This window comes from Synechococcus sp. RS9902 (assembly GCF_014279635.1).
Lineage (GTDB): Bacteria > Cyanobacteriota > Cyanobacteriia > PCC-6307 > Cyanobiaceae > Parasynechococcus.
On record NZ_CP047949.1, the window covers coordinates 2,116,536 to 2,142,049 of the forward strand.

At 59.7% G+C, this 25,514-nt stretch carries 21 protein-coding genes, 2 tRNA genes and 3 rRNA genes; 8 read left to right on the top strand and 18 right to left on the bottom strand.

Going from position 1 to position 25,514, the window contains the following annotated elements:
- Positions 1 to 40: 40 nt before the first annotated feature.
- The 9 genes from rrf to SynRS9902_RS11775 all read right to left on the bottom strand — a co-directional run bounded on the left by rrf (position 41) and on the right by SynRS9902_RS11775 (position 10,891).
- Positions 41 to 157: ribosomal RNA gene (gene rrf, locus SynRS9902_RS11735) — 5S ribosomal RNA — on the bottom strand.
- 110 nt (positions 158 to 267) lie between these two features.
- A 23S ribosomal RNA gene (locus SynRS9902_RS11740) occupies positions 268 to 3,135 on the bottom strand.
- 435 nt (positions 3,136 to 3,570) lie between these two features.
- A tRNA-Ala gene (locus tag SynRS9902_RS11745) sits at positions 3,571 to 3,643 on the bottom strand.
- Between the two features lie 9 nt (positions 3,644 to 3,652).
- A tRNA-Ile gene (locus SynRS9902_RS11750) sits at positions 3,653 to 3,726 on the bottom strand.
- Positions 3,727 to 3,910: 184 nt separating this feature from the next.
- Positions 3,911 to 5,396 (bottom strand): 16S ribosomal RNA (locus SynRS9902_RS11755).
- Together the 16S, 23S and 5S rRNA genes with 2 tRNA genes alongside form the textbook arrangement of a ribosomal RNA operon.
- A gap of 605 nt (positions 5,397 to 6,001) precedes the next feature.
- Positions 6,002 to 6,805 carry an inositol monophosphatase family protein gene (locus SynRS9902_RS11760; protein ID WP_186509248.1) on the bottom strand — a complete coding sequence of 268 codons (804 nt, stop codon included), beginning with the start codon at positions 6,803 to 6,805 and terminating at the stop codon, positions 6,002 to 6,004.
- Entirely contained in the window at positions 6,799 to 8,586 is a 1,788-nt protein-coding gene (locus SynRS9902_RS11765; RefSeq protein WP_186510650.1) for a TolC family protein, read from the bottom strand. The genes SynRS9902_RS11760 and SynRS9902_RS11765 overlap by 7 nt, the downstream gene beginning before the upstream one ends.
- A 24-nt stretch (positions 8,587 to 8,610) precedes the next feature.
- Positions 8,611 to 10,008, bottom strand: coding sequence for a TIGR03279 family radical SAM protein (locus SynRS9902_RS11770; RefSeq protein WP_186509249.1), 1,398 nt, complete (start codon positions 10,006 to 10,008; stop codon positions 8,611 to 8,613).
- A gap of 19 nt (positions 10,009 to 10,027) precedes the next feature.
- Positions 10,028 to 10,891, bottom strand: a complete 864-nt coding sequence (locus SynRS9902_RS11775; RefSeq protein WP_186509250.1) for an undecaprenyl-diphosphate phosphatase — start codon at positions 10,889 to 10,891, stop codon at positions 10,028 to 10,030.
- 164 nt (positions 10,892 to 11,055) lie between these two features.
- Between SynRS9902_RS11775 and SynRS9902_RS11780 the strand changes: the two genes are divergently transcribed.
- The 3 genes from SynRS9902_RS11780 to nadB all read left to right on the top strand — a co-directional run bounded on the left by SynRS9902_RS11780 (position 11,056) and on the right by nadB (position 13,962).
- Complete coding sequence (locus tag SynRS9902_RS11780; RefSeq protein ID WP_255446134.1) at positions 11,056 to 11,712, top strand: DUF3120 domain-containing protein; 657 nt, start codon at positions 11,056 to 11,058, stop codon at positions 11,710 to 11,712.
- A gap of 112 nt (positions 11,713 to 11,824) precedes the next feature.
- Positions 11,825 to 12,232, top strand: a complete 408-nt coding sequence (gene psbU / locus SynRS9902_RS11785) for a photosystem II complex extrinsic protein PsbU (protein WP_186509252.1) — start codon at positions 11,825 to 11,827, stop codon at positions 12,230 to 12,232.
- A gap of 71 nt (positions 12,233 to 12,303) precedes the next feature.
- Positions 12,304 to 13,962 (top strand): L-aspartate oxidase, encoded by a 1,659-nt coding sequence (gene nadB / locus SynRS9902_RS11790; RefSeq protein ID WP_186509253.1) that lies wholly within the window; start codon positions 12,304 to 12,306, stop codon positions 13,960 to 13,962.
- Between the two features lie 14 nt (positions 13,963 to 13,976).
- Here nadB and SynRS9902_RS11795 read toward each other — a convergent pair whose 3' ends face one another.
- Complete coding sequence (locus tag SynRS9902_RS11795) at positions 13,977 to 14,906, bottom strand: vitamin K epoxide reductase family protein (protein WP_186509254.1); 930 nt, start codon at positions 14,904 to 14,906, stop codon at positions 13,977 to 13,979.
- A gap of 85 nt (positions 14,907 to 14,991) precedes the next feature.
- On the opposite strand from SynRS9902_RS11795, the gene rimO reads away from it, so the two are divergent.
- A complete protein-coding gene (gene rimO, locus SynRS9902_RS11800) occupies positions 14,992 to 16,368 on the top strand; it encodes a 30S ribosomal protein S12 methylthiotransferase RimO (RefSeq protein ID WP_186509255.1) in 1,377 nt (458 codons plus the stop codon).
- The gene (locus tag SynRS9902_RS11805; RefSeq protein ID WP_186509256.1) at positions 16,365 to 17,588 is read left to right on the top strand and encodes an MFS transporter; all 1,224 of its coding nucleotides are present in this window, start codon (positions 16,365 to 16,367) and stop codon (positions 17,586 to 17,588) included. The genes rimO and SynRS9902_RS11805 overlap by 4 nt, the downstream gene beginning before the upstream one ends.
- On the opposite strand, the gene SynRS9902_RS11810 is transcribed toward SynRS9902_RS11805, so the two are convergent.
- Positions 17,581 to 17,673: a hypothetical protein gene (locus tag SynRS9902_RS11810; protein ID WP_011365270.1), complete on the bottom strand. Its 93-nt coding sequence runs from the start codon at positions 17,671 to 17,673 to the stop codon at positions 17,581 to 17,583. The two genes, SynRS9902_RS11805 and SynRS9902_RS11810, sit on opposite strands and share 8 nt — an antisense overlap.
- A gap of 144 nt (positions 17,674 to 17,817) precedes the next feature.
- On the opposite strand from SynRS9902_RS11810, the gene SynRS9902_RS11815 reads away from it, so the two are divergent.
- Entirely contained in the window at positions 17,818 to 19,392 is a 1,575-nt protein-coding gene (locus tag SynRS9902_RS11815) for a B12-binding domain-containing radical SAM protein (RefSeq protein ID WP_186509257.1), read from the top strand.
- Between the two features lie 3 nt (positions 19,393 to 19,395).
- Here SynRS9902_RS11815 and SynRS9902_RS11820 read toward each other — a convergent pair whose 3' ends face one another.
- The 5 genes from SynRS9902_RS11820 to SynRS9902_RS11840 all read right to left on the bottom strand — a co-directional run bounded on the left by SynRS9902_RS11820 (position 19,396) and on the right by SynRS9902_RS11840 (position 23,199).
- On the bottom strand, positions 19,396 to 19,803 hold the full coding sequence (locus SynRS9902_RS11820) for a DUF4346 domain-containing protein (RefSeq protein ID WP_186509258.1): 408 nt from the start codon (positions 19,801 to 19,803) through the stop codon (positions 19,396 to 19,398).
- A gap of 9 nt (positions 19,804 to 19,812) precedes the next feature.
- Complete coding sequence (locus tag SynRS9902_RS11825) at positions 19,813 to 20,988, bottom strand: GNAT family N-acetyltransferase (protein ID WP_186509259.1); 1,176 nt, start codon at positions 20,986 to 20,988, stop codon at positions 19,813 to 19,815.
- Positions 20,989 to 21,046: 58 nt separating this feature from the next.
- On the bottom strand, positions 21,047 to 21,493 hold the full coding sequence (locus tag SynRS9902_RS11830) for a hypothetical protein (RefSeq protein WP_186509260.1): 447 nt from the start codon (positions 21,491 to 21,493) through the stop codon (positions 21,047 to 21,049).
- A gap of 99 nt (positions 21,494 to 21,592) precedes the next feature.
- Positions 21,593 to 22,267 carry a RibD family protein gene (locus SynRS9902_RS11835; RefSeq protein WP_186509261.1) on the bottom strand — a complete coding sequence of 225 codons (675 nt, stop codon included), beginning with the start codon at positions 22,265 to 22,267 and terminating at the stop codon, positions 21,593 to 21,595.
- A gap of 11 nt (positions 22,268 to 22,278) precedes the next feature.
- Positions 22,279 to 23,199, bottom strand: a complete 921-nt coding sequence (locus SynRS9902_RS11840; protein ID WP_115009310.1) for a 6-carboxytetrahydropterin synthase — start codon at positions 23,197 to 23,199, stop codon at positions 22,279 to 22,281.
- A gap of 51 nt (positions 23,200 to 23,250) precedes the next feature.
- Between SynRS9902_RS11840 and SynRS9902_RS11845 the strand changes: the two genes are divergently transcribed.
- Complete coding sequence (locus SynRS9902_RS11845) at positions 23,251 to 23,826, top strand: shikimate kinase (protein ID WP_186509262.1); 576 nt, start codon at positions 23,251 to 23,253, stop codon at positions 23,824 to 23,826.
- A 3-nt stretch (positions 23,827 to 23,829) separates the two neighbouring features.
- Here SynRS9902_RS11845 and SynRS9902_RS11850 read toward each other — a convergent pair whose 3' ends face one another.
- Entirely contained in the window at positions 23,830 to 24,093 is a 264-nt protein-coding gene (locus tag SynRS9902_RS11850; RefSeq protein WP_115009308.1) for a chlororespiratory reduction protein 7, read from the bottom strand.
- On the opposite strand from SynRS9902_RS11850, the gene SynRS9902_RS11855 reads away from it, so the two are divergent.
- Entirely contained in the window at positions 24,092 to 24,769 is a 678-nt protein-coding gene (locus SynRS9902_RS11855; protein WP_186509263.1) for a DUF6816 family protein, read from the top strand. The two genes, SynRS9902_RS11850 and SynRS9902_RS11855, sit on opposite strands and share 2 nt — an antisense overlap.
- On the opposite strand, the gene SynRS9902_RS11860 is transcribed toward SynRS9902_RS11855, so the two are convergent.
- A complete protein-coding gene (locus tag SynRS9902_RS11860) occupies positions 24,735 to 25,460 on the bottom strand; it encodes a glutathione S-transferase family protein (RefSeq protein ID WP_186510651.1) in 726 nt (241 codons plus the stop codon). The two genes, SynRS9902_RS11855 and SynRS9902_RS11860, sit on opposite strands and share 35 nt — an antisense overlap.
- Positions 25,461 to 25,514: the final 54 nt, after the last annotated feature.

The following is a 25,514-nucleotide window of genomic DNA, read 5'->3' on the forward strand; positions in this document are numbered from 1 at the left end:
CAGCAATCAGCACATCATCAACCTATTTGGAGAATGTTTTACCTGGCATCGAGCTATTTTCTCAGGGGGCTACCCCCCAAATATCGTCGCCGCTGATGCGTTTCACAACCGAGTTCGGGATGGATCGGAGTGGGACCACACCGCCATGGACACCAGGATAGATGAACATTCTCAAGGGATGAACCCTGAGAACTGCATAGGATCTGCAGCGAATGCTGCACGTCTGAATCAAACAAAGAAATGAGTCTTCAGGCAAGAACCAAAATGTTGGTCAAGCCCTCGGTCTATTAGTACTCCTCTGCTGCATCCATTACTGGACTTCCACATAGAGCCTATCAACGGGTGTTCTTCCCGTGACCTTACTGGGTTACCCCATGGGAACACTCATCTTGAGGTGGGCTTCCCACTTAGATGCTTTCAGCGGTTATCCACTCCGCACATGGCTACCCAGCGTTTACCGTTGGCACGATAACTGGTACACCAGAGGTGCGTTCCTCCCGGTCCTCTCGTACTAGGGAGAAATCCTCTCAATGTTCCTGCGCGTACACCGGATATGGACCGAACTGTCTCACGACGTTCTGAACCCAGCTCGCGTACCGCTTTAATGGGCGAACAGCCCAACCCTTGGGACCGACTTCAGCCCCAGGTTGCGATGAGCCGACATCGAGGTGCCAAACCTCCCCGTCGATGTGAACTCTTGGGGGAGATCAGCCTGTTATCCCTAGAGTAACTTTTATCCGTTGAGCGACGGCCCTTCCACTCAGAACCGTCGGATCACTAAAACCGACTTTCGTCCCTGTTCGACTTGTAGGTCTCACAGTCAAGCTTCCTTCTGCTTTTGCACTCGTCAGCTGATTTCCAACCAGCCTGAGGAAACCTTTGTGCGCCTCCGTTACCTTTTAGGAGGCGACCGCCCCAGTCAAACTGCCCACCTGATACTGTCCGCTCCCCGGATAACGGGTGAACGTTAGAACCCTAGCTCTGAAAGAGTGGTATCTCACCAGTGACTAACTCATAGCCGCAACCATGAGATCAACGTCTCCCACCTATCCTGCGCATTCAGAGCCCGGGCACAATACCAAGCTACAGTAAAGCTTCATAGGGTCTTTCTGTCCAGGTGTACGTAGTCCGCATCTTCACAGACAATTCTATTTCGCCGAGCCTCTCTCCGAGACAGCGCCCTGATCGTTACGCCTTTCGTGCGGGTCGGAACTTACCCGACAAGGAATTTCGCTACCTTAGGACCGTTATAGTTACGGCCGCCGTTCACCGGGGCTTCAGTCGCCAGCTTCGCTTACGCTGACCGGCTTCCTTAACCTTCCGGCACTGGGCAGGCGTCAGCCCCCATACATCGTCTTGCGACTTAGCGGAGACCTGTGTTTTTGGTAAACAGTCGCCAGGGCCTCTTCACTGCGACCACCTTGCGGTGGCACCCCTTCTCCCGAAGTTACGGGGCCATTTTGCCGAGTTCCTTAGAGAGAGTTACCTCGCGCACCTCGGTATTCTCTACCACCCCACCTGTGTCGGTTTCGGGTACTGGCAGTCATGCCTTAACGGGTATAGAGCTTTTCTTGGAAGCTTGACGTCACCAACTTCGCTGCCGTAGCAGCTCGTACTCACGCCTCAGCTCGGAACGTTTTCACCGCTCCTCAACGCCTCGAACGCTTGAACCAGTAACCAACATCTGGCTTGGCTAGCCTTCTCCGTCCCTCTTCCCAAAACATGACCGGTACAGGAATGTTGACCTGTTATCCATCGACTACGCCTTTCGGCCTCGCCTTAGGTCCAGACTAACCCTCCGCGGACGAGCCTGCCGGAGGAACCCTTAGGGTTTCGGTGCATGGGATTCTCACCCATGTTTTCGCTACTCAAGCCGACATTCTCACTTCTATGCAGTCCACGCCCGCTCACGCTAACGCTTCGCCCCACATAGAACGCTCCCCTACCATAAAAATCCGCAGCTTCGGTACAACACTTAGCCCCGTTCATTTTCGGCGCAGGATCGCTCGACCAGTGAGCTATTACGCACTCCTTTGAGGATGGCTGCTTCTAGGCAAACCTCCTGGTTGTCTATGCAATCCCACCTCCTTTATCACTTAGTGTTGATTTGGGGACCTTAGCTGGCGGTCTGGGCTGTTTCCCTCTCGACCATGGAGCTTATCCCCCACAGTCTGACTGCCTCGCTACACACAGGGTATTCAGAGTTCATCTCGATTTGGTACCGCTCTCGCAGCCCGCACCGAAATGGTGGCTTTACCCCCCTGCTGGAGCACGAGACGCTACGCCTCAACGTATTTCGGGGAGAACCAGCTAGCTCCGGGTTCGATTGGCATTTCACCCCTAACCACAGCTCATCCGCTGACTTTTCAACGTCAGTCGGTTCGGACCTCCACTTGGTATCACCCAAGCTTCATCCTGGCCATGGTTAGATCACCCGGGTTCGGGTCTATAAACACTGACAAACGCCCTATTCAGACTCGCTTTCGCTATGGCTCCACCATTTCCGGTTTAACCCGCCAGTGCCTATAAGTCGCCGGCTCATTCTTCAACAGGCACACGGTCACCCTATAAGTAGGGCTCCCATTGCTTGTAGGCTCACGGTTTCATGTTCTATTTCACTCCCCTCCCGGGGTTCTTTTCACCTTTCCCTCGCGGTACTGTTTCGCTATCGGTCACACAGTAGTACTTAGCCTTACGAGGTGGTCCTCGCGGATTCACACGGAATTTCACGTGCTCCGTGCTACTCGGGATACAGCTAGCTCAGTTCAGTTTTCGGTTACGGGGCTTTCACCCTCTGTGGCGTGCCATTCAAGCACTTCTCCTAACTTCCCTGATACACGTTGCTGTCCCACAACCCCGATACTCGAAAGTATCGGTTTAGGCTCTTCCCCGTTCGCTCGCCGCTACTTAGGGAGTCGTTTTTACTTTCCTTTCCTCCAGCTACTAAGATGTTTCAGTTCGCTGGGTTGGCTCGTGCCAGCCTATGGATTCAGCTGGCCGTATTAAGGGTTGCCCCATTCGGAAATTCCCGGATCAAAGCGTGCTTCCAGCTCCCCGAGACTTATCGCAGGTAACCACGTCCTTCATCGCCTCTGTGTGCCAAGGTATCCGCCGTGAGCCCTTTGTAGCTTGACCAATTAACCTCCTGAACGCTTACCGCCGTTGAAAGCAGATTCTCAAGTTTTTATTGCTAAAAACAAGATCAAACTCTGATTGGCTCGACACCAATCAAAGAACGCTCAAGAGTCTCGGCTCTTGCTCAAAAGAATTTTCATTGTTCTAGATCCAATCTCCCTTTCAGAAGATCAGATTCAAAACAATGCATCTGTAAGATGCTTTGTTTTTTCCAGACTCACCTATGCAGTTGTCAAGGTTCTGCTAGAACTTCAAATCAAATTATCAATTGCTTGATCATTTGATCTGAGCCCAGCATCTTATCAACCAAATTCAAGGCATCAACCTAAAACTTGGAATGACAGGAAGCTGGGGTCATCCAGCGGACACATCTAAATCACACTCCAATCGAGCTCAACTCCAAAAAAATTGGAGATGGGAATCAAGTTCGGTCAGTGGAGGTTAGGAGACTCGAACTCCTGACATCCTGCTTGCAAAGCAGGCGCTCTACCAACTGAGCTAAACCCCCAACACCGAATGGGCCATCCTGGACTTGAACCAGGGACCTCACCCTTATCAGGGGTGCGCTCTAACCACCTGAGCTAATGGCCCAGGAGTCTCATCCCTTTTGGGGTGTGACCTAGACAAAGTTTAGGAACTGAAAATCTCCATCAAGCAATCAACATTGCTGCTGATCCTTGACTTCAAAGCTGAGGTACCGATCGACCTAAGGTGACAGGATTTCGGCCTAAGAATAAAAGTACTCAGGCATCAAAATCATTGTGTTGTCTCCCTGTTAGGAGGTGATCCATCCGCACCTTCCGGTACGGATACCTTGTTACGACTTCACCCCAGTCATCAGCCCCACCTTCGACGTCCTCCTCCACAAGGGTTGGAGTAACGGCTTCGGGCGTGGCCAACTTCCATGGTGTGACGGGCGGTGTGTACAAGGCCCGGGAACGTATTCACCGCAGTATGCTGACCTGCGATTACTAGCGATTCCGCCTTCACGTAGGCGAGTTGCAGCCTACGATCTGAACTGAGCCACGGTTTATGGGATTTGCTTGTCCTCGCGAACTTGCTGCCCTTTGTCCGTAGCATTGTAGTACGTGTGTAGCCCAGGATGTAAGGGGCATGATGACTTGACGTCATCCACACCTTCCTCCGGTTTATCACCGGCAGTCTCTCTAGAGTGCCCAACTAAATGCTGGCAACTAAAGACGTGGGTTGCGCTCGTTGCGGGACTTAACCCAACATCTCACGACACGAGCTGACGACAGCCATGCACCACCTGTCACTGCGTTCCCGAAGGCACTCTCCTGTTTCCAAGAGATTCGCAGGATGTCAAACCCTGGTAAGGTTCTTCGCGTTGCATCGAATTAAACCACATACTCCACCGCTTGTGCGGGCCCCCGTCAATTCCTTTGAGTTTCACACTTGCGTGCGTACTCCCCAGGCGGAACACTTAACGCGTTGGCTACGACACCGAGGGGGTCGATTCCCCCGACACCTAGTGTTCATCGTTTACGGCCAGGACTACAGGGGTATCTAATCCCTTTCGCTCCCCTGGCTTTCGTCCATGAGCGTCAGTGATGGCCCAGCAGAGCGCCTTCGCCACTGGTGTTCTTCCCGATATCTACGCATTTCACCGCTACACCGGGAATTCCCTCTGCCCCTACCACACTCAAGCCCAACAGTTTCCACTGCCATGATGGAGTTAAGCTCCACTTTTTAACAGCAGACTTGAAGGGCCGCCTGCGGACGCTTTACGCCCAATAATTCCGGATAACGCTTGCCACTCCCGTATTACCGCGGCTGCTGGCACGGAATTAGCCGTGGCTTATTCATCAAGTACCGTCAGATCTTCTTCCTTGATAAAAGAGGTTTACAGCCCAGAGGCCTTCATCCCTCACGCGGCGTTGCTCCGTCAGGCTTTCGCCCATTGCGGAAAATTCCCCACTGCTGCCTCCCGTAGGAGTCTGGGCCGTGTCTCAGTCCCAGTGTGGCTGATCATCCTCTCAGACCAGCTACTGATCGATGCCTTGGTGAGCCATTACCTACACCAACTAGCTAATCAGACGCGAGCTCATCCTCAGGCGAAATTCATTTCACCTCGCGGCATATGGGGTATTAGCAGCCGTTTCCAGCTGTTGTCCCCCTCCTGAGGGCAGATTCTCACGCGTTACTCACCCGTCCGCCACTAACCCGAAGGTTCGTTCGACTTGCATGTGTTAAGCACGCCGCCAGCGTTCATCCTGAGCCAGGATCAAACTCTCCGTTGTAGATCATTTCCTCTTAGACGTTTTCACGTCCTCAAAATGATTTGCGTCACCCATTACTCAGTAAAACTGGCAACAGTTGAGGCCTCCTTTCGCTGACACAAAAGGGTTCTTAAGAGTGCATCTCTAGATTTCTCTGTCAATGACTTTCCGGGATCTCAGATCCGGTTGTTGCTCCACAATTCGCACACCGGCAACAAGAGAGCTCGTGAAAACCCTCCCGTTGCAGCGAATTGCTTCTTCGCAACGAAATATTTTGACGGGACCTCACACCTTTATCGCAATATCATTCGGTTCCTCACCTCACCTTGCGGTTCGGCTCAGAACCAAACGCGATAAAAGCGTCAGTTCCTAAACTTTTCAATTGTCCAGGTGCGACCAAACGTCTCTTCACTCCCTCTCAGGAGATCGGTTGGCTGGTCATCGCGGCCTCTCGCGACCGCTTGATGAACTTACAACACCGTGGGATCGCTCCCTCTGGTCTCGTAAGTCGCCTCAGACACATCAAGGCTTTCGCCTCAAGCGCTTCGGCCTGCACAGCAGCCTCTCAGCTCCCGCGCAAGACAAAACACTAACACCACCCACTCCGCTCGCGCAATGCCAATTCCTCAGCGCTGGACCAAAGCCTCCCCCCAGGGAAGGAAACGCGCCAGATGAGCCCATGAACCGGCCGCCAACATCGGGAATCCACGGTCAGCCACGTCTTCTCCAGGAGAGAGCTGTGCTGGATCCGCATCCAACCAACGAATCGGACAACCCAATTCATCCAGCACCAACCAAGCCGCCGCCAGATCCCAGATCTTGGGCGTGGCTTCCAGTGAAGCGATGGTCTGCCCCACTGCAACGCTCACCAAATTGAGGCTGGCGACACCAAGCAGACGGATCTTCCCAGGAAAACGCTGATCAGGTTTGCGTTGCAGCACACGAATCGAGCGGCTGCAAAGGGAGACGCAAGCACTGGTGGCCAGGGCTCGGGTCTCCGAAGTGAGCGGCTGATTGTTTCGAGTTGCTCCGCGGCCCCGCAAGGCGACAAAGCGTTGGTTCAGCGCTGGCACATCCAGGAAAACCTCACTGGGACGGCCATCGACAAAACGGGCCACGGAAATGGCCCAATAGGGGATGCCCGCCGCAAAGTTGGTGGTCCCATCGAGGGGATCCACCACCCAATAGGCCCGGGTGTTTGGGACTGTTTTCGATCCTTCTTCACTAAGGACACCCTCACCAGGGGCGATGCTGGCCAAACCCTCCACCAGAGCGGCATCACTCCAGCGATCACAGTCAGTGATCAAGGAGCCATCGGGCTTCACGTCAGAACCGATCTGACCAAAGTCCTGCAGCTGACGAGCGCGAATGCGATCCAGCAACAGATGAACAGCGCCCAGTTGATCGTCACTGAGCACCGAGGTCACCACAGAGGCTGAACAGGACTGCCCTCAGTTTGATCGACCGACGAACCATCGGTTGCCAACGACGGGCAAGCGGTCTTCAGCGGCGTGGGCTCAATTGGAATCAGTGGTTGATCAAGTTCCGGCTTGGTAGATGGCAGTGAAACCGCATTGCAGGCAACCAAGGCATCCAGACCTGTACGGCGCTGCAGCAGCGCCAAATTGGTGTTGTAGCTGTTGATCGCGCGTGCATATTTCAGCTCTGCCTGGGTGACATCACGCTGGTTGTTCACCACTTCCCTCTGCACGCCAACGCCCGCCTGAACCCTCAGCTGGGAGAGACGCAGAGATTCTTTTGATGAAAGAACTTCGATCGCTGTGGTTTCGATGCTCTGAATGGCAGCTCTTAGGCCGAAAAAGCTCTGCTCCACCTCGTAGCGGATCTGGTCTCGAAGATCGGCGAAATCAAAGCGGCTCTGCTCAGCGGCCTGCTTGGAGCGCCGGTATTCAGCACGAGCTCGACCACCATCAAACAAGCGCCAGCTCGCCCTCAGGGCCGTGCTGTTCTCCACGCCATAGGTGTAGTCACCCATGTCGATGTCACTGATGGATGGCTGACCGCTCTGCCCTTCCGACCGGGACGCCGAGGTGGAGTTGACAAAGCTCAGGACAGGTTGCACTGCTGCCAAAGATGCATTGGCCTGACTGTTGTTGATCGAAATATCGAGAATCAGTTGATCGAGCTCTTCGCGGTAGTTGTAGGCGGCAACAATGCTTTCCTGCAGTGATGGCTCCCACAGGCCCAAGGGTCGAGCGGGCGTCGCAGCCGTCGGAGTGACGTCCTGAGGAAGGTCCAGCACCCGGGCAAGGTTGCGACGCTGGTCGTTCTGATCGCGAAGATTGGTCGTCAGGGTGTCGCGGTCACGCGCGAGTTGCGTCTCCGCCTCGAGAACATCCAACTTGGTGTTCACCCCCGCATTGAAACGCGCCCGCGCGTCTCGGTAACTCACCAATGAAGCTTTGACAGAGTCCTGGCCAATGCGTACACCCGCATCAGCCCGCTGCAGGTCGAAGTAGGCCCTCTGCGCTTCCAAACGAAGATCACGAAGTGCGATCAGGTAGGCGTCACCGGCGCGCTCGAAACGATCCCGAGCTGCTGCGATCTGAGGAACCCGGGCAGGATTGATCAGATCCCAACTCACCTGCAGGCTGACGTTGGCGCGCCACTCACGGCCATAGCGCTCGTTGTAACCATCGCGGGTGACTGGACGGGTGATCTCCTCACCTGTGATCGGATTGATCTGACCCGTTGGCCTCTGGACAATCCGATCGGGAACGAAATCTGGATTTCGGTAGGAGTACGACTTGAAGTATTCAGGAAGTCCGCTGGCCGAAAGGTCAACAGTGGGGTACCAGGCGGCGATGGCTGCACGCAGCGCGGATTTGGCCTGATCCACCCGACTGGCCGCTGCTTTGAGCTGAGGGCTATTGACCTCTGCCAGCTGAAGGGCTTCTTCGAGGGTGAGGGGACGCAGCTCATGGATACGCACCTGAGATGGTGCATCAGGGAGAGCCAGGCTTGGGGGAGCCGCCAAAGGAAGAAGCGGAGGCGGCAGCGCATCAAGCGCAGGAGAGATCACAGACGGATCAGCCTTGGGACGGGCACCCTTCGAGTCGATCGCATTCGGCAGCGTGGCCTGATCAATCAAGGCCGACTCAACTTGAACGGTGTCTTTGCTGAGCGCAGGGGGAACACCGGAAGAGACAACGCCCGCTACGAGACAAATACCCGCGGTGATCCGGCGCACAGCAATCAAGGAATTTCACGGAGCTTAGGGACTTTTTCCTATGGCACCCAAAACTGAGTCCACGACGTCAGCCGCCCCATGCACGATCTTAATGGGGACAGGCAACTGCGCGGCCAGGGATTCCAGGGTCATGTCATCCAGAAAAACGGGCTCCCCTTGCCGCAACATCACCGATGGCAGCAGCAGCTCATCGCCCAGCTCTCGGCCCTGCAGGCCAGTGAGCAGATCCTGTCCCGTCAGTAATCCAGTCACCACTTGCTCCTGCCCCCAATAGGGACTCGGCAACCCGATCAGATGAAACTCAACGCCATCAACAGCATTGAGCCGTTCAGCCACGGGCTGCAAAGCCTGGGCCACGATCTGACCAACCACCCAGCTGCAACGCCGGGGCTCAGAGACCGCAGTGGGCAAATCGTCAGTCGCTGCATCCAAGGATTCAAGGAAAGCGCGGATGCTGCCCACGCCGTTTTCCTGCTGCGGCAGATCCTCGTAGTTGTCCCGGGGCGGCAAGGGCAACCCCGCCACCAGGTACCACTCATCGGAAAGCCAGGCAAAACGGGTGCCCAAAACCTCCTGAAAGTGCTGCTGCATGGGTTCCACCTGAGCAATCACCCTGCGGGCGCATTCCGGATCCACAGGAACCAAGCCGTCATCCGCCGGCCTGAAGCGGGTGAGCCCCACCGGCACCACCGCCGCAGACAGCACCGCCGGCCAGGGGCCAGCTGCGAAGGAGGCGAGGTCGTTCAGCGTTCTCTCAAGAGCAGGGCCGTCGTTCAGCCCCGGACAAACCACCACCTGAGCATGGATCTGCAAATCACGCTGGTCAAACCAGGCAAGCTGGTCCATCACCTGGGCAGCACGCGGATTGACCAGCAATCGTGAGCGCAGCTCGGGATCCGTGGTATGCACCGACACAAACAAAGGTGACAAGCGCTGCTCCTCAATCCGCTGCCAGTCGGCCTCACCCAGGTTGGTGAGCGTCAGATAGGAGCCATAGAGAAAACTCAGCCGGTAATCGTCGTCTTTGAGATAAAGGCTGTCGCGCCGCCCCGGGGGCTGCTGATCGATGAAACAGAACGGACAGTTGTTGTTGCACTGACGCAAGCCATCAAACAGAGCCTCGGTGAAGGCCAGCCCAAGGCCGTCATCGGCATCTTTTTCCAGCTCTACCCGATGCAGCTCACCCTTGGCATCACGCACCTCAAGGCAGAGCTCCTCCTCCACGCACAGGTAGCGGTAATCGATCAGATCGCGCGGGCGAATGCCATTGATGCTGAGCAACTGATCGCCCGGCTCAAAACCCAGCTCCTCCCCGATCGAGCCGGACTCCACTGACGCCACCACCGCGGGCTGCGGTTGACGACCACTGCTGCTTGGATCCAGGGCTGCCACGGCAACCCCGGCAGATGGCTCATTCCACACAAGCCGGCTTCATCTGAACTCAGTGTGCGCCGTGGATGCCCCACCAGACCAGTAAAAGCAGACCGAACAGCAGCCGGTAGGCGACAAAAAGCCAGGTGCTGTTGCGCTGCAAGAACTTCAGCAACCAATCGATCGCCAGCCACGACACCACTGCAGCCGAACTAATGCCCACCAGCAACGGCAGGGGACCGTTGCCAGGGCTGGCGGCCAAAGCATCCTTGAGCTCTACCAAACCCGCGATGGTGATGGCGGGAATGCCCAAAAGGAAGGAAAAGCGGGCCGCATCAGCACGCTGCCAACCGTCGAACAGGGCCGCCGTGAGGGTGCTGCCGGAACGCGACACCCCCGGAAGCAAGGCAAGCGCCTGGGCCAGGCCCACCAGAAGGCCGTCTCGGCCTGAAACCAGTTGAAGCTGCTTGCGTCGAGCACCGACCTGTTCGGCCAGTGCCAGCAACAGCGCCATCAGAATGGAGACGATGGCAATTGAGGGAAGGCTGCGCAGCGGTGACTGTTCGTAGCCCTGAGACCAGGCGAATTTGATCCCCAAACCGATGACCAAGATCGGCAGGGTGCCCACCACCATGGCGAACCCGAGACGCGCCTCGGGTTCCCGCCACTGGCCATAGCGAAAAGCGCGGCTGACACCCCGCAGAACCTGGCTGAGATCAGTGCGGAAGTAGGCAATCACAGCAACGATGCTGCCCAGCTGAATGGCGGCGGTCACGGAAACACCCGGATCACCCCAACCCAGGAGCTCAGGAACCACCTTCAAATGAGCAGTGCTGCTGATCGGCAGGAATTCAGTGAGTCCTTGGACCACCCCAAGCACCAGATCACGCCAGCAGGCCTCAACCAGGGTGAGGGATGCAGAGGGGTCCGCCATCAACGAATGAGTGTCGTTTTGACGGTATCCCCGGCGGGCGAAGCGGGCATGTCGGCCGCGTCACTTGGAGATGTCTTCTAAGGTTCCGTGACTTTCTTCACAAAGGACATTTGATCGGCGGCACCTGGCAAACATCAGCCCCCGCTAGGTCGTGGTCCTTTCCCATGGCCCGCATCGCCGCGGCCATGGTGGTGCTGCCGGTGTTCCTGCAAGCCCCCTGGGTAAGGCTGAATCCGTTCTCAGCCACCGTTTTCACCGGAGTTCTGGTTGCAGCCGGCCTGGTGATGCATCAGAGCCGCTCCCAGACAACATCTGACCTGGGTTCCCTACTGGTGGGTTTCAGCGGCAGCTGGCTCGCGGGGTGCATTTTCTGGGGTTGGCTGCGGGCCCATCCCGTTCTTCATCTGCCTGTGGAAGCCTTCGCCCTGCCCGTGGCCTTGGGCGGCCTGCAGGGGCGCTGGCGCTTGGCGGCAACGTTTTATTTGTCGTCCCTGGTGGGCACAGCTTGCACCGACCTGGCCATGGCAGCCACCGGCGTGATGCAGTTCTGGCCCGCAGTGGTGACAGCCCCCCTCGATCAAGCGCCACTGCTGCTGCATCAAGCGGGGACGCATCTGCTTGAGCCCCTACCTTTTATCACCCTGGTGTTTTCAGCCGTCCTTGTGCTGTCGGCTGGGCGGCGCCTGAGCAAGAACAACAGCGGTTTCACCGGTGATCCTAGGTCCATGGCTGCTGCTGTCTTGATCACAACCCTTTGGGTGGATGGCTTGTTCCTGCTCTCGGCCTTGCTGCAGCCCGGGCTCAGTGGCCTGATCGAGTGAAACGAACTGCAAAAGCTGCACCGATTCCGGGGCTTCAAGGGCGCAACGACTTGTAGTCTTCCGAAGCCGGCACAGCCGGTCGACCCGTTCTGACCCCTGATCGAGAGTTGAGATGAAGCGGCTTCTGAGCTGGCTGACCGGCGCACTGGTGATGGCGAGCCTGATGGCAGGCCTCGTGCTGCCGAGCAGCGTCTATGCCGACGACGACCTTCGCAACAAGTATTCCGGCAATGAGATCCGCAACATCGCGGACGACAAAATTGCGGCACGGGACGGCAAGGTGGATTTGAACAACTCCTCCGTGCGTCGTTTCCAGCAGTTCCCCGGGATGTACCCGACCATGGCTGGCAAGATCGTTCTGGGTGGCCCTTACGACAGCGTTGATGACGTGCTGTCTCTTGACCTCACCGAACGTCAGCAGGAGCTGTTCGCAAAGTACCGCGACAACTTCACCGTCACCCCTCCCTCCATCGCTCTTAACGAAGGTGACGACCGCATCAATGACGGCCAATACCGTTAAGACCTACAGCCCGTCACACTGGTTGTGACTGCCCGAACCGCCGGACCACCGGCGGTTTTTTTGTCCCTGTGATGGCCCTGCCCCGCTGCTCTGACCCCATCCCCTCAGGTCCCTGGGACGTGGTGGTGATCGGTGCCGGGGCCGCTGGCTTGATGACCTGCCTTGATCTGCCGCCGGAGCTCAAGGTGTTGCTGCTCAACCGCAACACGGGGCGGCGTTCCTCCAGCCGCTGGGCCCAGGGGGGCATCGCCGCGGTGACCCGCAAGGAGGACAGCGCCGAAAGCCATGCGGAGGACACCGTTCTGGCTGGAGCGGGCCTTTGCGATGGTGATGCGGTGCGGCTGTTGGTGCAGGAGGCGCCGCATTGCGTGGAGCGCCTCGGGCAGCTGGGGATGGCCTTCGACCGGGATCAGGACGGTCTGGCGACGACCCTGGAAGCAGCCCACAGTCACAGACGCGTGCTGCATGTGCAGGACCGCACGGGGCGAGCACTGGTGGATGTGCTGCGGGATCGTGTCGAGCAACGGCCTGGGCTACTGCATCGCCGGGGCGTTCGCGTAACGCAGCTGCTGGTGCGCCATGGGCGCTGTTGCGGCGTGCAGGTGCTGGATGGGGCGCATCTTCACGGAATCGAAGCTCGCGCCGTGGTGCTGGCCAGCGGCGGCGGGGGCCATCTGTTTGCTAATACCACCAATCCAGCCCAGGCCTGCGGTGAAGGCATCGCCCTCGCCTGGCAGGCGGGTGCAGCCGTGGAAGATCTGGAATTTGTTCAGTTCCATCCAACGGCCATCCGGCTGGATGACGCCCCCTGCTTTCTGATCTCCGAAGCCGTTCGCGGAGAGGGCGGGGTGCTGGTGGATTCCCTAGGGGGCAGCCCTGTGGCCCACCTGCCCCAACGCGACCTCTCACCGCGGGACCAGGTGAGCCGAGCCTTGATGCAGGCCATGCAGCGGCAGCGGGTGAAACAGATGTGGCTCGACTTCGCCGCCATCCCGCGCGACCAGGCGGAGCGACGCTTCCCAACGATCCTGGACCGCTGCGACGAACTCGGACTGAATCCATTGGAACGGCCAATCCCCGTGGCACCAGCCGCCCATTACTGGATGGGAGGGGTGGCCACGGACCTGCAGGCCGCCACCACGCTGCCCGGGCTCTATGCCGTGGGGGAAGTGGCCTGTACAGGCCTGCATGGCGCGAACCGACTGGCCAGCAACTCCCTGATGGAATGCCTGGTGTTCGCCCATCGCCTCAAAGAGATCGAGCTCGGCCCCGTCCCAACGGCCCTCGGCAGCAGCACAACGCAACCGCTTGACTTGGACCTCAACGGCAGCAGCAGTTCGCAGTTGATCGACGCCATCGAGCAGCTGCGGCAACTCTGCTGGCGACGGGCGGGGGTGGAGCGATCCGCCGCTGGACTGCGCCAGGCCCTCGGCAACGTGAAAGCTCACGAACAAGAGCTGGAGCAGCAGGCGCTGCTCCAGGCCCTGCTACGGGACGACCCCTGTGCTCCCAGGCTGTTGGCTGAAAGCAGCCGACGCGATCTGAACCTGTTGCTGGATCTCCACCACAGGTTGCTGACCAGCCATCTGATGCTGGAAGCCTGCCTATTTCGAGGAGAAAGCCGGGGAGGCCACTACCGCAGTGATGCTCCTGCACCGCTACCGCAATGGCGGCAGCATTCCCGGCAACAACGGCAGCGGGGGATCTTCACCCGTGCCGTCCGGGACTAAGGAGCATCTCTTTTTCAGAAGTCGGTGTCGCCCTCATAGCCGCTGAGTTCAGCCAGTGTGTCGAGCCCTTTCACCCCGGAATCGATGCTGCCGTTGATCTCCCAGCTGGGGAAACCCTCCAATCCTTTGCTGCGGCACAGGTCGGACTGGTTGTTCTCACCATCCGGCGCACACTCCACCACGTTCAACTGATCCGAGGCCTGCTTGCCGAACAGCTCCTTCTGTTCGTGGCAGTGGGGGCACCAGTAGGCGGAGTACATCACAGCTCCGCTGCTGGTGAGGTGCTCAGCCAAGGAGATCGAAGCTGGCGTGCTCACGGTGGTGACAAGCGGTGCGACGCCTGATCCATTGGCCACGGCCTCGGGCCGATTCGGATCCACCACGGACGCCCAGATCAAGCCCCCTAGCAGCACCGCCAAGGCCAGGAGCACGCCGCGGAAGAGCAGCTGCCCGAGTTCATCCCAGCCGCCACCGACGATGGAGAGAACCAACAACGCCAAAGAGAGCCCGGCGGAGAGGACGCAGAAGAAACAGAAGGCCTGAATCTTGAGCAGCATCACCCCCAGCAGCACGCCGCTGAAGACGGCCATCCCCAGGGACACGGTGAACAGGCCCCACCAGGTGCGTCGGGACAGATCGCTCTTGTTCTCCTGCAAGCCGGGCAAAAGAGGCAGCAGGGCCATCAGCAGCACGGCGCCGTAGGCCAGCACCCCCACCAACGACAGAGGAATCCCGGCAAAGACTGTTCCCCAGGCACTGTTGAGCACCTTGTCGCAACCGTCGGCCCCCATCGGACAGGTGAGGTTGCCAAGCAAACCCCAGCGCTTGAGGGTGATCGAACCGGTATCGATCAACCCCGCGGTGGCCAGCACCGCCATGGCGATGCGGGCCCATTTGGCGCCGGAATCCTGGCGGCGACGGCTGACGAGACGGGTGGTGCCCATCCTTGATCTTCAAGTAATCGGATTCTGTCAGTTCCGGCGTGATCAGGCCGCTTCGTAGGGTGATCTTTGGCCTGACGGCGACGTGATGAAAAGCACCCCGACGAAACCGACGGTCGCCTTCGCCCACCTGGGCTGCGAGAAGAATCGGGTGGACACCGAACACATGGTGGGGCTGCTGGCGGAAGCGGGCTACGGCGTCAGCACCGATGAACGGGATGCTGCCGTGGTGGTGGTGAACACCTGCAGCTTCATCCAGGACGCCCGCGAAGAATCGGTGCGCACCCTGGTGGGACTGGCGGAACAGGGCAAGGAATTGATCATCGCGGGATGCCTGGCCCAACATTTCCAGGAGGAGTTGCTGGAATCGATCCCCGAGGCCAAAGCCATCGTGGGAACCGGCGACTACCAGCACATCGTGGATGTGTTGCAGCGGGTGGAAGCGGGGGAGCGGGTGAACCAGGTGAGCGCCGTTCCCACCTTTGTCGGTGACGAACACCTGCCACGCCAACGCACCACCGACCAGGCGGTGGCCTTCCTCAAGGTGGCCGAGGGCTGCGACTACCGCTGCGCCTTCTGCATCATTCCGAAACTGCGAGGTGATCAGCGCAGTCGACCGATCGAATCCATCGTGGCAGAAGCCCACCAACTGGCGGAACAGGGGGTGCAGGAGCTGATCCTGATCAGCCAGATCACCACCAACTACGGCCTCGACCTCTACGGCAAACCCAAGCTGGCGGAACTGCTACGAGCCCTTGGCGACGTGGAGATCCCCTGGATCCGGGTGCATTACGCCTATCCCACCGGGCTGACCCCTGATGTTCTGGCGGCCTACCGGGAGGTGCCCAATGTGGTGCCTTATCTGGATCTGCCGTTGCAGCACAGCCATCCGGAGGTGCTGCGGGCGATGAACCGCCCCTGGCAGGCGGATGTGAACGACCGCCTGCTGGATCAGATCCGCGACCAACTCCCCGATGCGGTGCTGCGCACCACGTTGATCGTGGGGTTCCCCGGCGAAACCGAAGAGCACTTCCAGCACCTGATGGGCTTCCTCGAGCGCCAACGCTTCGATCATGTTGGTGTGTTCACCTTCTCTCCGGAGGACGGCACAGCAGCGGCGGACCTGCCCGATCGCGTCGATCCCGAGGTGGCCCAAGCCCGCAAGGATGCCCTGATGGCTCTGCAACAACCCATTTCGGAGGAACGCAACAGCCGCTGGGTGGGGCGCACTGTTGACGTGCTGATCGAACAGCACAACCCGCAAACCGGCGAGATGATCGGGCGCTGCGCCCGCTTTGCGCCCGAAGTGGATGGTGAAGTGCGGGTGCAACCCGGCGCCGATGGTCAACAGGCCGCGCCGGGCAGCCTGGTGCCGGTGGAGATCACCGGGGCTGACATCTACGACCTCAGCGGGAGGATTGTTGGTGCCCGCGCCATGGTGGCCGCAGCGAAACGCCAGGGTTGACCCTTCTCAAACTGCGGGCCGAGCAGCAACGCCAGCTTTTTCTGATCGCCTCCGGCGTGAGCACGGCGGGTTCGTTCGCCGGCATCACCGCCAAGGGCTGGATTCTGATGAAAGGGGGCGTGGACCCCTTCGTGCTGGCGTTGAACTTCGCCGCTCTTTCACTTCCAACCTTGCTGGTGAGTGGTCCAGCGGGGGTGCGCACCGACCGGGTGGGCTGTGAACGGGTGCTTGTGCAGGCGCAATGGGCACTGCTGACTGCCTCTGGCCTGGGGGCCCTGGCGATTCCCCTGTTGGAGGGCACAGCCCAGGTGCTGCTGCTGCTCTGCAGCACCCTGCTGGTGGGCATCGCCGGTGCCTATGAGTTGACGGCACGCAACAAGTACTGCTCGATCCTGGTGGAGCGGCCGGAACAGCTTGCGGGCTACCTCACCAGCTTTTCGGTGGTCTTCAACGTGGGCAAGCTGGTCGGCCCCCCAATCGGCGGGTTGTTGTTGGCGGCCACTGGCCCGGCCTGGGCTCTGGGCATTGATGCGGCCAGCTATCTGCTGCCAATCGCCAGTGTGATGTTCTTGCTCAACCCGAATCGGGATCGGGAAGTGCGCAGCAGCATTGGTCAAGACGCCAGCCTGCTTAATGCCTGGCGCCACTGCGGTAGCACCCTTCAAGGGGTGCTCAGCTTCACCGCTGTGCTGTGTCTGATCGGGTTCTATCACCCGGGACTGGCCCCGTTGATCGCCTTCGATCAACTGGGGCCCAATCCCACAGATCTGGGGCTGTTCACCAGCGTGCTGGCGGGCGGCAGCATTGTGGGAGGGCTAGTGCTGCAACGCAACAGCCAGCGTTTCTGCCGGCGACCTTTCCTCACTCTCGGGGGGTTTGGCTTGATTACCGCAGTGGCCCAGCTGGGAATGGCCTGTACTCCAGGGCCTGTGTTAAGTCTGGCCATGGCCTTTTTGATCGGCGCTGGCACCGCCGGGCTGCTGAGCAGCTGCAACCTGATCAGTCAGATCGGATCACCACAAGTGATGCGTGGCCGGATGGCTGGGCTCAGCCAGATCGCCTTCTTGGGCGGAGGCGGGCTCAGTGGATTAATCGTTGCCCTGATGGTGATGTTCACCAATCTCTCCACTGCTTTCAGCGTCACGGGGGGCCTCAGCGCAGCTGTGGCTGTGCTCTGGATACGAAAGCGAGGAGCGAAAACGTTGGAACCGCTTAGATGAGCTTGATTCCCTTCAGCAGCTTGGTGAGCACAAAAGCCGTCACCAGACCGGAACCAACAAGGCCGAGATAGATGCCGACGCCCATGTGCAAGTACGGAGGTGACCACCATTAGATCAGACACCGGCCTGAGTTCAGGCCATTGCGCTTAGGGTTTGTTAACAGCTGATACCGACTGAAAGGTATCTCCAGCCGGGCTGACCGGACGTCCATCCACCAACGCCCGAAGCCATGCGCACGCTTTTCGTTTATCCCGAGTTCCCGAAGACCTTCTGGAGTTACGAAAAGATTCTCGAGCTGGTGAATCGCAAAGTGCTGCTGCCTCCCCTGGGGTTGGTCACCGTGGCGGCACTTCTCCCCCAGGAGTGGCAGATGAAGCTAGTGGACCGGAACGTGCGGGAGGTGACTGACGAGGAGTGGAACTGGGCCGAGCTGGTGATCATTTCGGGAATGATCGTCCAGAAGGACGACATGGCTATGCAGATCAGCAAGGCCAAGCAGAGAGGTCTTCCTGTAGCCGTTGGTGGCCCCTTCGCAAGCTCCACACCGGATGCACCGGAACTGGATCTGGCGGACTTCAAGATCCTTGATGAAGGGGAAATCACCCTGCCGATGTTCCTGGATGCCCTGGAACGGGGAGAAACCGGTGGTCGCTTCACCGCCGAAGGAGACAAGCCAGACGTCACCGCCACCCCGATTCCACGCTTCGATCTGCTGCAACTCGAGGCCTACGACTCGATGAGCGTGCAGTTCTCACGGGGCTGCCCCTTCAACTGCGAGTTCTGCGACATCATCGTTCTCTACGGCCGCAAGCCCCGCACCAAGACCCCCGAACAGCTGGTGGCAGAGCTGCAATATCTGCACGACCTGGGCTGGCGGCGCTCGATCTTTCTGGTGGACGACAACTTCATCGGCAACAAGCGCAACGCCAAGTTGCTGCTGCCGCAGATCCGCACCTGGCAGGAGGAGAGGGGCTACCCCTTCAGCTTCTCCACTGAAGCCTCCGTTGATCTGGCCGACGACGAGGAAATGATGCGGATGATGCACGACGCGCGCTTCGAAAGCGTCTTTCTGGGCATCGAAACCCCGGACGAAGCGAGTTTGGAAACGGCTCGCAAAGTGCAGAACACGCGCAACCCACTGGATGCCGCCGTGGATCGGATCACCGCCAACGGAATCCGCGTGATGGCGGGTTTCATCATCGGTTTCGACGGCGAGAAGGATGGCGCAGGCCACCGCATCGTGGACTTTGTGACCCGCACCGGTATCCCCGCCGCGATGATGGGCATGTTGCAGGCCCTGCCCAAAACAGCCCTTTGGGCACGGCTAGAGCGGGAAGGCCGCTTGATTCAGGGAGAAGACGCTGCCAAGGGTGTGAACCAGACCAACCTGCTCAACTTCAAACCCACCCGACCGATCCGCGACATTGCCAATGAGTACGTGGACGCGTTCTGCGCGCTGTACGAACCCAACGCCTACATGGACCGGGTTTACAGCTATTACCTGAAGATGGGCGCACCCCGCTGGAAAGCCGCGGCCAAACTGCCCAGCCTGGTGGACCTCAAGGCGCTGAGCATCGTGGTGTGGCGGCAGGGCATCAAGCGCAACACCCGCACCCGTTTCTGGCGTTACCTGCTCGGCATGGCACGCAACAATCCTGCCCTGCTTGAACAGTTCCTATCGGTGCTGGCCCACAACGAGCACTTCCTCGAATACCGCTCGATCGTTCAGCAGGAAATCCGCGAACAGCTGGAATCGCTGCCCCCAGAAGAACCCACAGCAGCCAAAGAACTGCAGCCGGCCTGATCCTCAGTCCTGCACATAGACCGTGCCGTCACGCAGGCACTGCTCAGCCTTCTGCAACTCCCGCCCCAAATAAAGGGCATGGTCGAGGCGACTGACCGGGTGTGGGACTTCCCCTTCCGTGAGCTGGATGCCCAGCTGTTTGGCCGTACTGCCGCGATAAACCGCTGAAGGGCGCCGAGGAGCATTGCCCCCGTCGCAGCGCAACACCTCACCGGTCTCGGAATCTCGGGCCAACCCCTTGTCATCGATGGTGTTGCCGTAGTGCTCAAGCACCAATTCGGCCGCATCACGATCCAGTTTGATCAAGAAATAGCCACTGGGATCCAGAGCGATGAACCGCTGGGACAGGCGCTGATCAAGAGCATCCATTGCCGCAGCGGTGGATGCCGGTGCTTCTGGGGTTGTGGTCATGACTTCAACCTACAAAGCCAAGGCCGGAGGTTCTGCTTTGAAGGGCAGCTCCGCATTGATCGCCTCGATCTCCTCAAGCATCAAGCCATTCACCTTGGGCAACCAGGCACGGATCAACTGATCCATCTGGGGCTGATACCAGCGGTGCAGGCTGGCGTGGGGACGGGCCACAAAGCCTCGCCGGCGTTTATGGCTGCCACCGGCTCCAGGGTCAAAGCTGACGATGCCGTTGGCCAAGGCCCATTCGATCGGAGCGTAGTAACAGACTTCGAAGTGAAGACAATCGATCTCCTCGTGGCTGCCCCAGTAGCGGCCCCAGAGCTGCCGGCCGTCCTGCACGCACATCGACATCGCCACCGGATCGCGCGGGTCACCTCGATGGGCAGAAAAAAGCACCAGCTGATCGCGGTGCAGCCGCGCCAACGCTTCAAAGAAGCCCTCTTCCAGGTACTTGCTGCCCCACGGTCCCCAGCGAGCACAGTGCTGCTCGTAGAAGCGATGCATGGATTGCAACAGCGGCAGATCCAGCTGATCGCCGCTGAGGGGTGTCACGGTGATCCCGGCCTTGGCCACAGCCTTGCGTTCCCGCTTGATGTTGCGGCGCTGGTTGGCATTGAAACCCTTGAGGTAATCCTCAAACGTCTGGTCGTCGCCGCGGCTCCACAGGCTCTGCTGGTTCAGCCAGGCGGCACAGCCGGCGGCCTCCGCCAGGGGCCGCCACTGCGGATCCACGTAGAGGAAATTGCAGCTAAGGATGCCGTTCTGTTCGCAGAAGCGATCGATCGCTCGCAGCAACTCCCGGGTGAGCAGAGCTTCATCTTCTCCAGATCGCACATGGAAGCGGTAACCCAGCACTGGGCTGACCGGACTCATGCCCAGGAGCTTGGGGTAATAGCGGAGCCCCAGATCCGCCGCCAGACGGGCAAAGGTCTGGTCGAACACAAACTCGCCATAGCTGTGGCCCTTGAGAAACAGCGGAGCCACCGCAATCGGGATGTCATTACGCCAGAGGGCCAGATGCAGGGGCTGCCAGCCCTGCTCGGGGATGATGCTTCCGGAGCTTTCCAAGGCCTCCAGCCAACTCCAGCGGTAGAAGGGGATCGCGGCGTCTCCAACCAGGCTGTTCCACTGCTGCTCCGGTATTTCTTTGATGGAGCGATGCCAGCGGGCGATCAAAGACGACATTCAGGCGGTGCCGCTAGCCAACACCGCCCGACCTTAACGAGGCGTTCGGCTCGGCCGATCAGGCCAGGGGATCAGCAGCGGGCGTCATCAGGGTGATCATTCGGCCGGTGTAATCCACCTCAATGTCATCGGCATCAACGCCTTTGATCACCGCTTTAACGTCATCACCCTTGATGATCCACACGTTCTTGCCGCGCTGCTCCTTACGCGTGTTGGCGCAACCACAGAACTGGATCCGATCACCCACCTCAAAATCCATGATCTTGACGTGGCCCTCACCGCCGTCTTCGGTCACGAACAGATCCTTCCCCTTGCCCCCCCAGGCTTTATCCATACCGATGCCGGTGGTGATCACATCGTCACCCTTCCCGCCGTAAACCTTGTCATTGCCTTCAAAGGTGGTGAGCACGTCATCACCTTTGAGGCCCCAGAAAATATCTTTTCCGGATGTCCCCGTCAGTTTGTCAACGCGCTTCGTGCCGCGTTTTTTGTTCTTTTTGCCCATGGGAAAGGGAATAAATCGCTCGTTGATGCTGGGAATTTAGGAGAAAACACCTATCCATCCATCCCCCAAATGGAGGAGAACACCACACTCAGCAAGATCTCAGTGACGTTGGCGGCGGTAACGCACCAGCAACTCTTCACCCCCCAGCGGTTCTGCCCCCGTCAACGTCCAGGCGCCGCGTTCGCTCAACGTCAGAGGCAGGGCTGCCGACGTCGACGGCAGCCAACTGTTCTCTCCCCCCAACAGGGCCGGCACCAGGGTGAGTTGCAGCTCATCCACCGCATCAGCCATCAACAGATTCGAGGCCAAGGCGGCCCCCCCCAACAGCACCAACCGCGCAACACCAGCATCAGCCAGGGATTGCAACCGCTGCGACCAGTTGTTCCCCAATGGCAACCAGCGCTCAAACCCCTGATGCGGTGCATTGGGGGCCAGCAGCCAACGCTGCAACGGTTGCTGAAAGAAGCGCCAATCCGCTGGAAATTCATGGCTGTTGCTCACCACCACCGCCGTTGGCTGTTGGGGTCTGCCGGCCTCAGCCCGTTGCTTCAGCAGCTGCTGATCACGAATCAAACACGTGCACCGGTGAGCCCGGAGCGTGCCGGCACCGATCAAGCAGGCATCCGCCCAGGCCAATGCCTGCTCCAGGGCACGACGGTCACCCTCACCCCCCAGCTGGGCAGCACCCCCTACCGGCGGTGCCAAGCGACCATCAAGGCTGATGGCCAGCACCAACCGCACGAAAGGGCGTGATGGGGCAGGGCGTTGGGGCATCAAGCCGTCGATCAGACGGCAGCCACGGCATCAAGAGCAGCTGGGGACATCTCCAGTTGCGGTGCTTCGGCGTAAACCTCGGCCGCATTGTTCGGGCTCTCCTGCAGTCGCACCTTGTGCAGGCTGGCGCCGATGGCCTTGATCGGACTGGAAAGACGATCAGCGATGTGCAGGGCAATGTTCTCAGCCGTGGGCACGCACTCCTCAAAGAAGGGGACGTCCTTGTTGAGGAAGGTGTGGTCGAAGGGCTCGACCACCAGATCATCCACGAGGCGCTGCAAGGCAGACAGGTCACAGACCATGCCGGTGCGGGGATCGATCTGACCACGCACGGTCACGTCCACCAAATAGTTGTGGCCATGGCCATGGGGACGTGCGCACTTGCCGTAGATCGCTTCGTTCTCTTCCTGACTGAGTTCCGGACGGGCCAGTCGGTGAGCGGCGGCGAAGTGGGTGCGGATGGTGAGGAAGGCGTCCATGGGATGTCCGAGATAGTCGGCCCAAAGGCCCGGTTGTTCGTAGAGGCGCAGCGCCGTGATCGGCAGATGAGGGCTGAGGCGCTGCCAGATCACCCGCACCAGGGCCTCGGTGGTGGGGAGACAACCTTCAGGGGTGGCAACGTCAAATTCCGGCCAGGCCTCATTGAGGAAGCGGAAGTCGAGCTGGCCCGTCACCTCGTTGCGGATGGCGTGCTTCACCTCCGAGAGGTTGAGCACCATGCCGTCGGCGTCCAGACCACCAGCCATGGAGACAATCAACTCGTAGTTGTGCCCATGGCCAGGAGCCAAAGCGCAGGGCCCGAAACGGGCGGCATTGTCATCGGCAGACAGTTCTGGCAGCCAATAGCGATGGCTGGCACTGAAACAGGCCCTCCGGGTGATGACACAACCACGACCTTGGCCGTGCCGTGCTTGTGACTTCGTTTCAGTCATGTGACGTTCCGGCCGCGGTGCATCCTAATGAGCTATTGCCGTTTCCGAGTCATGGCGGATTCCACCCCCACCCTCAAGCAGCGTCTTGCCGGGCGCAGCCTCTATTTGGTGGGAATGATGGGCAGCGGCAAGACGAGCACGGGCCGCCCCCTGGCCGAACGCCTGGGCTACGGCTTTGTGGATGCCGATGCCGTGATCGAACAGGCGGCGGGCTGCAGCATCCCGGACATCTTCGATCGGGATGGCGAAGCGGGCTTCCGCAGCCTGGAAAGCCAGGTGCTCAGTGCGATCAGTCAGCGCCACTCGCTGGTGGTGGCCACAGGTGGCGGTGTGGTGACCCAGCCGGAGAACTGGGGAATGCTCCACAGCGGCATCGTGATCTGGCTCGATGTGGTGCCCGATCAGTTGCTGCAGCGGCTGAACGCTGACAGCACTGTGCGCCCGTTGCTGCAAACCGCCAATCCAGAGGCGGCTCTAAACGCGCTGTTGAACGAGCGTCGTCCCCTCTATGCCGAGGCCGATCTGACGGTGGTGATCAACGACGAAACCCCAGAGGCCGTGGCCGACGGAATCCTGCAACTTGTGCCAAGCCTGCTGAAGGATCCGACCCAACGCCGAACCGACTGAATCTCAAGCGGTGGGCGGCTCCAACCGCACCGCAAACCACTGCAAGGTCACCCCGGGGCTGATCTCCAGATCACAGGCCGTATCGATCAACCGCTGCGCCGCTGCATCGACATCCGGTTGATCTGCCAGATCGGCCGGCAACTGATCGAGGCTGCGCAACCAACCGCTCAGCCATGTCAACGTGTCGGCAGCGCTGAGCAGCTGCTCCGGCTTGCCGGGCTCCAGCACCACATAGTCATCAAGGGCACGGATCAGGGGATCAGACATGGAACGGCGGTTGTGGATGCTGCTGATCAGCCTCACCATCCTGCTCAGTGGCGGCCCCGCCTGGGCCCAGACAGGTCTTGAGCAGCGGTTGAACAGTTGGCCCGACTGGAGCCTGCCAGCACCGTTGCCGCGGCCCTCAAATCGGGACGACCTGATTTACCCCGACTGGTTTGCCGGGCTTTGGCAGGTGGAGAGCATTGATCTCGATGCCCCCGACGATCCACCGCTGCTGCATCAAGCACGGTTTCAAGCCGACCGGCGCGGTCGACTTGTCGGCGATCGCAGCTTCAACGCCACAGCCATCGGTCGTGCCCTGCTTGGCGAGCAACTGCTGAAGGTGGAAGAAGACCCCGACTCCGCCAACCGCCAGATTGCCCGACTCAAGGGAGATCTCTATCTCGAGACCACGGTGACGGGCCGCCGCCAGGAGAGCCCGAGCACCGAAATCTTCCTGGCCGATGAATTGGTGCTGCAGATCCTGCATGCGCCCGGGCCGCCGAGGCTGAGCAGGATCGAAACCCTGAGCCGTTATCACCGCTGCGGCAAGGACATCTGCGCCGAGCAATGGCAAGGGCGCTACGCCTCGCCGGGCGAGAGCCTGCGGGATCAGGCCATCGCCCAGCACCACTACCAACTGCGCTTCACACCTCTTCCAGAGTCCGCTCCATCAATTTGAGTTCGATCTGGTCGCGCCACTGGAACAAGGGCTGCAGCTTGGGGTGATCGCTCAGCCCAGGCACACCTTTGCCGGCCAGGGCTGCTCCCGCCGAGGAGGGGAAGCGCAGCAACGACAACTGAGCGGCAACGGCGATGTCGGCACTGGTCATGCTGTCCCCAACCAACCAGGGGCTGGCCTGCACGGATGTGGCCAACTGCTCCAGGCTGGCCAGCAGCTCGGTGCGCTCCTTCTGGTTGACCAGTTCAGTGATGTTGCTCACCCAACCGCCAGGGATCACGCCCATCACCGAACGCACGGGGTCGGGCAGATCGTCGGGCAACAGGGCCACCCGTAGCTCAGGATCCAGTGCCGCGGCCTGCACCAGAGAGGAGCGGCCCGCCATGGCCAGGGTAGTGTCGGCCCAGTCCTCCAGCAGATGCACCTGGGCGGCCTGACGCGGATCGGCGGGAATCAAGGCAGGGTCTGGCTCCCGCTGATCCAGATGCAGTGCAATGGCGCTGGAGTCGGCGATGACCTGATCACCATCCACCAACACGGGAACCTGCCGTTGGCCGGACAGCCGGAACACGGCCACCTGGCCGACACCGGGGGTCACCTCCACGGTGCGGAAACTCAGCCCCTTGGCCTGCAACACCATCCGCACCTTGAGACAAAACGCGGAATGGCGGAATTGATGCAGCTCCAACATGTCCAAAACAGCCATGGGCCCGGCAGAGTAGCCAGCAGATTTGCAAGCACGCCA

Excerpts from the sequence above, each read along its gene's own strand:
- SynRS9902_RS11775 (WP_186509250.1), bottom strand. The coding sequence starts at position 10,891 with ATGGCGGACCCCTCTGCATCCCTCACCCTGGTTGAGGCCTGCTGGCGT.
- SynRS9902_RS11780 (WP_255446134.1), top strand. The coding sequence starts at position 11,056 with ATGGCCCGCATCGCCGCGGCCATGGTGGTGCTGCCGGTGTTCCTGCAA.
- psbU (WP_186509252.1), top strand. The coding sequence starts at position 11,825 with ATGAAGCGGCTTCTGAGCTGGCTGACCGGCGCACTGGTGATGGCGAGC.
- nadB (WP_186509253.1), top strand. The coding sequence starts at position 12,304 with ATGGCCCTGCCCCGCTGCTCTGACCCCATCCCCTCAGGTCCCTGGGAC.
- SynRS9902_RS11795 (WP_186509254.1), bottom strand. The coding sequence starts at position 14,906 with ATGGGCACCACCCGTCTCGTCAGCCGTCGCCGCCAGGATTCCGGCGCC.
- rimO (WP_186509255.1), top strand. The coding sequence starts at position 14,992 with ATGAAAAGCACCCCGACGAAACCGACGGTCGCCTTCGCCCACCTGGGC.
- SynRS9902_RS11810 (WP_011365270.1), bottom strand. The coding sequence starts at position 17,673 with ATGGGCGTCGGCATCTATCTCGGCCTTGTTGGTTCCGGTCTGGTGACG.
- SynRS9902_RS11815 (WP_186509257.1), top strand. The coding sequence starts at position 17,818 with ATGCGCACGCTTTTCGTTTATCCCGAGTTCCCGAAGACCTTCTGGAGT.
- SynRS9902_RS11820 (WP_186509258.1), bottom strand. The coding sequence starts at position 19,803 with ATGACCACAACCCCAGAAGCACCGGCATCCACCGCTGCGGCAATGGAT.
- SynRS9902_RS11825 (WP_186509259.1), bottom strand. The coding sequence starts at position 20,988 with ATGTCGTCTTTGATCGCCCGCTGGCATCGCTCCATCAAAGAAATACCG.
- SynRS9902_RS11830 (WP_186509260.1), bottom strand. The coding sequence starts at position 21,493 with ATGGGCAAAAAGAACAAAAAACGCGGCACGAAGCGCGTTGACAAACTG.
- SynRS9902_RS11835 (WP_186509261.1), bottom strand. The coding sequence starts at position 22,267 with ATGCCCCAACGCCCTGCCCCATCACGCCCTTTCGTGCGGTTGGTGCTG.
- SynRS9902_RS11840 (WP_115009310.1), bottom strand. The coding sequence starts at position 23,199 with ATGACTGAAACGAAGTCACAAGCACGGCACGGCCAAGGTCGTGGTTGT.
- SynRS9902_RS11845 (WP_186509262.1), top strand. The coding sequence starts at position 23,251 with ATGGCGGATTCCACCCCCACCCTCAAGCAGCGTCTTGCCGGGCGCAGC.
- SynRS9902_RS11855 (WP_186509263.1), top strand. The coding sequence starts at position 24,092 with ATGGAACGGCGGTTGTGGATGCTGCTGATCAGCCTCACCATCCTGCTC.
- SynRS9902_RS11850 (WP_115009308.1), bottom strand. The coding sequence starts at position 24,093 with ATGTCTGATCCCCTGATCCGTGCCCTTGATGACTATGTGGTGCTGGAG.
- SynRS9902_RS11860 (WP_186510651.1), bottom strand. The coding sequence starts at position 25,460 with ATGTTGGAGCTGCATCAATTCCGCCATTCCGCGTTTTGTCTCAAGGTG.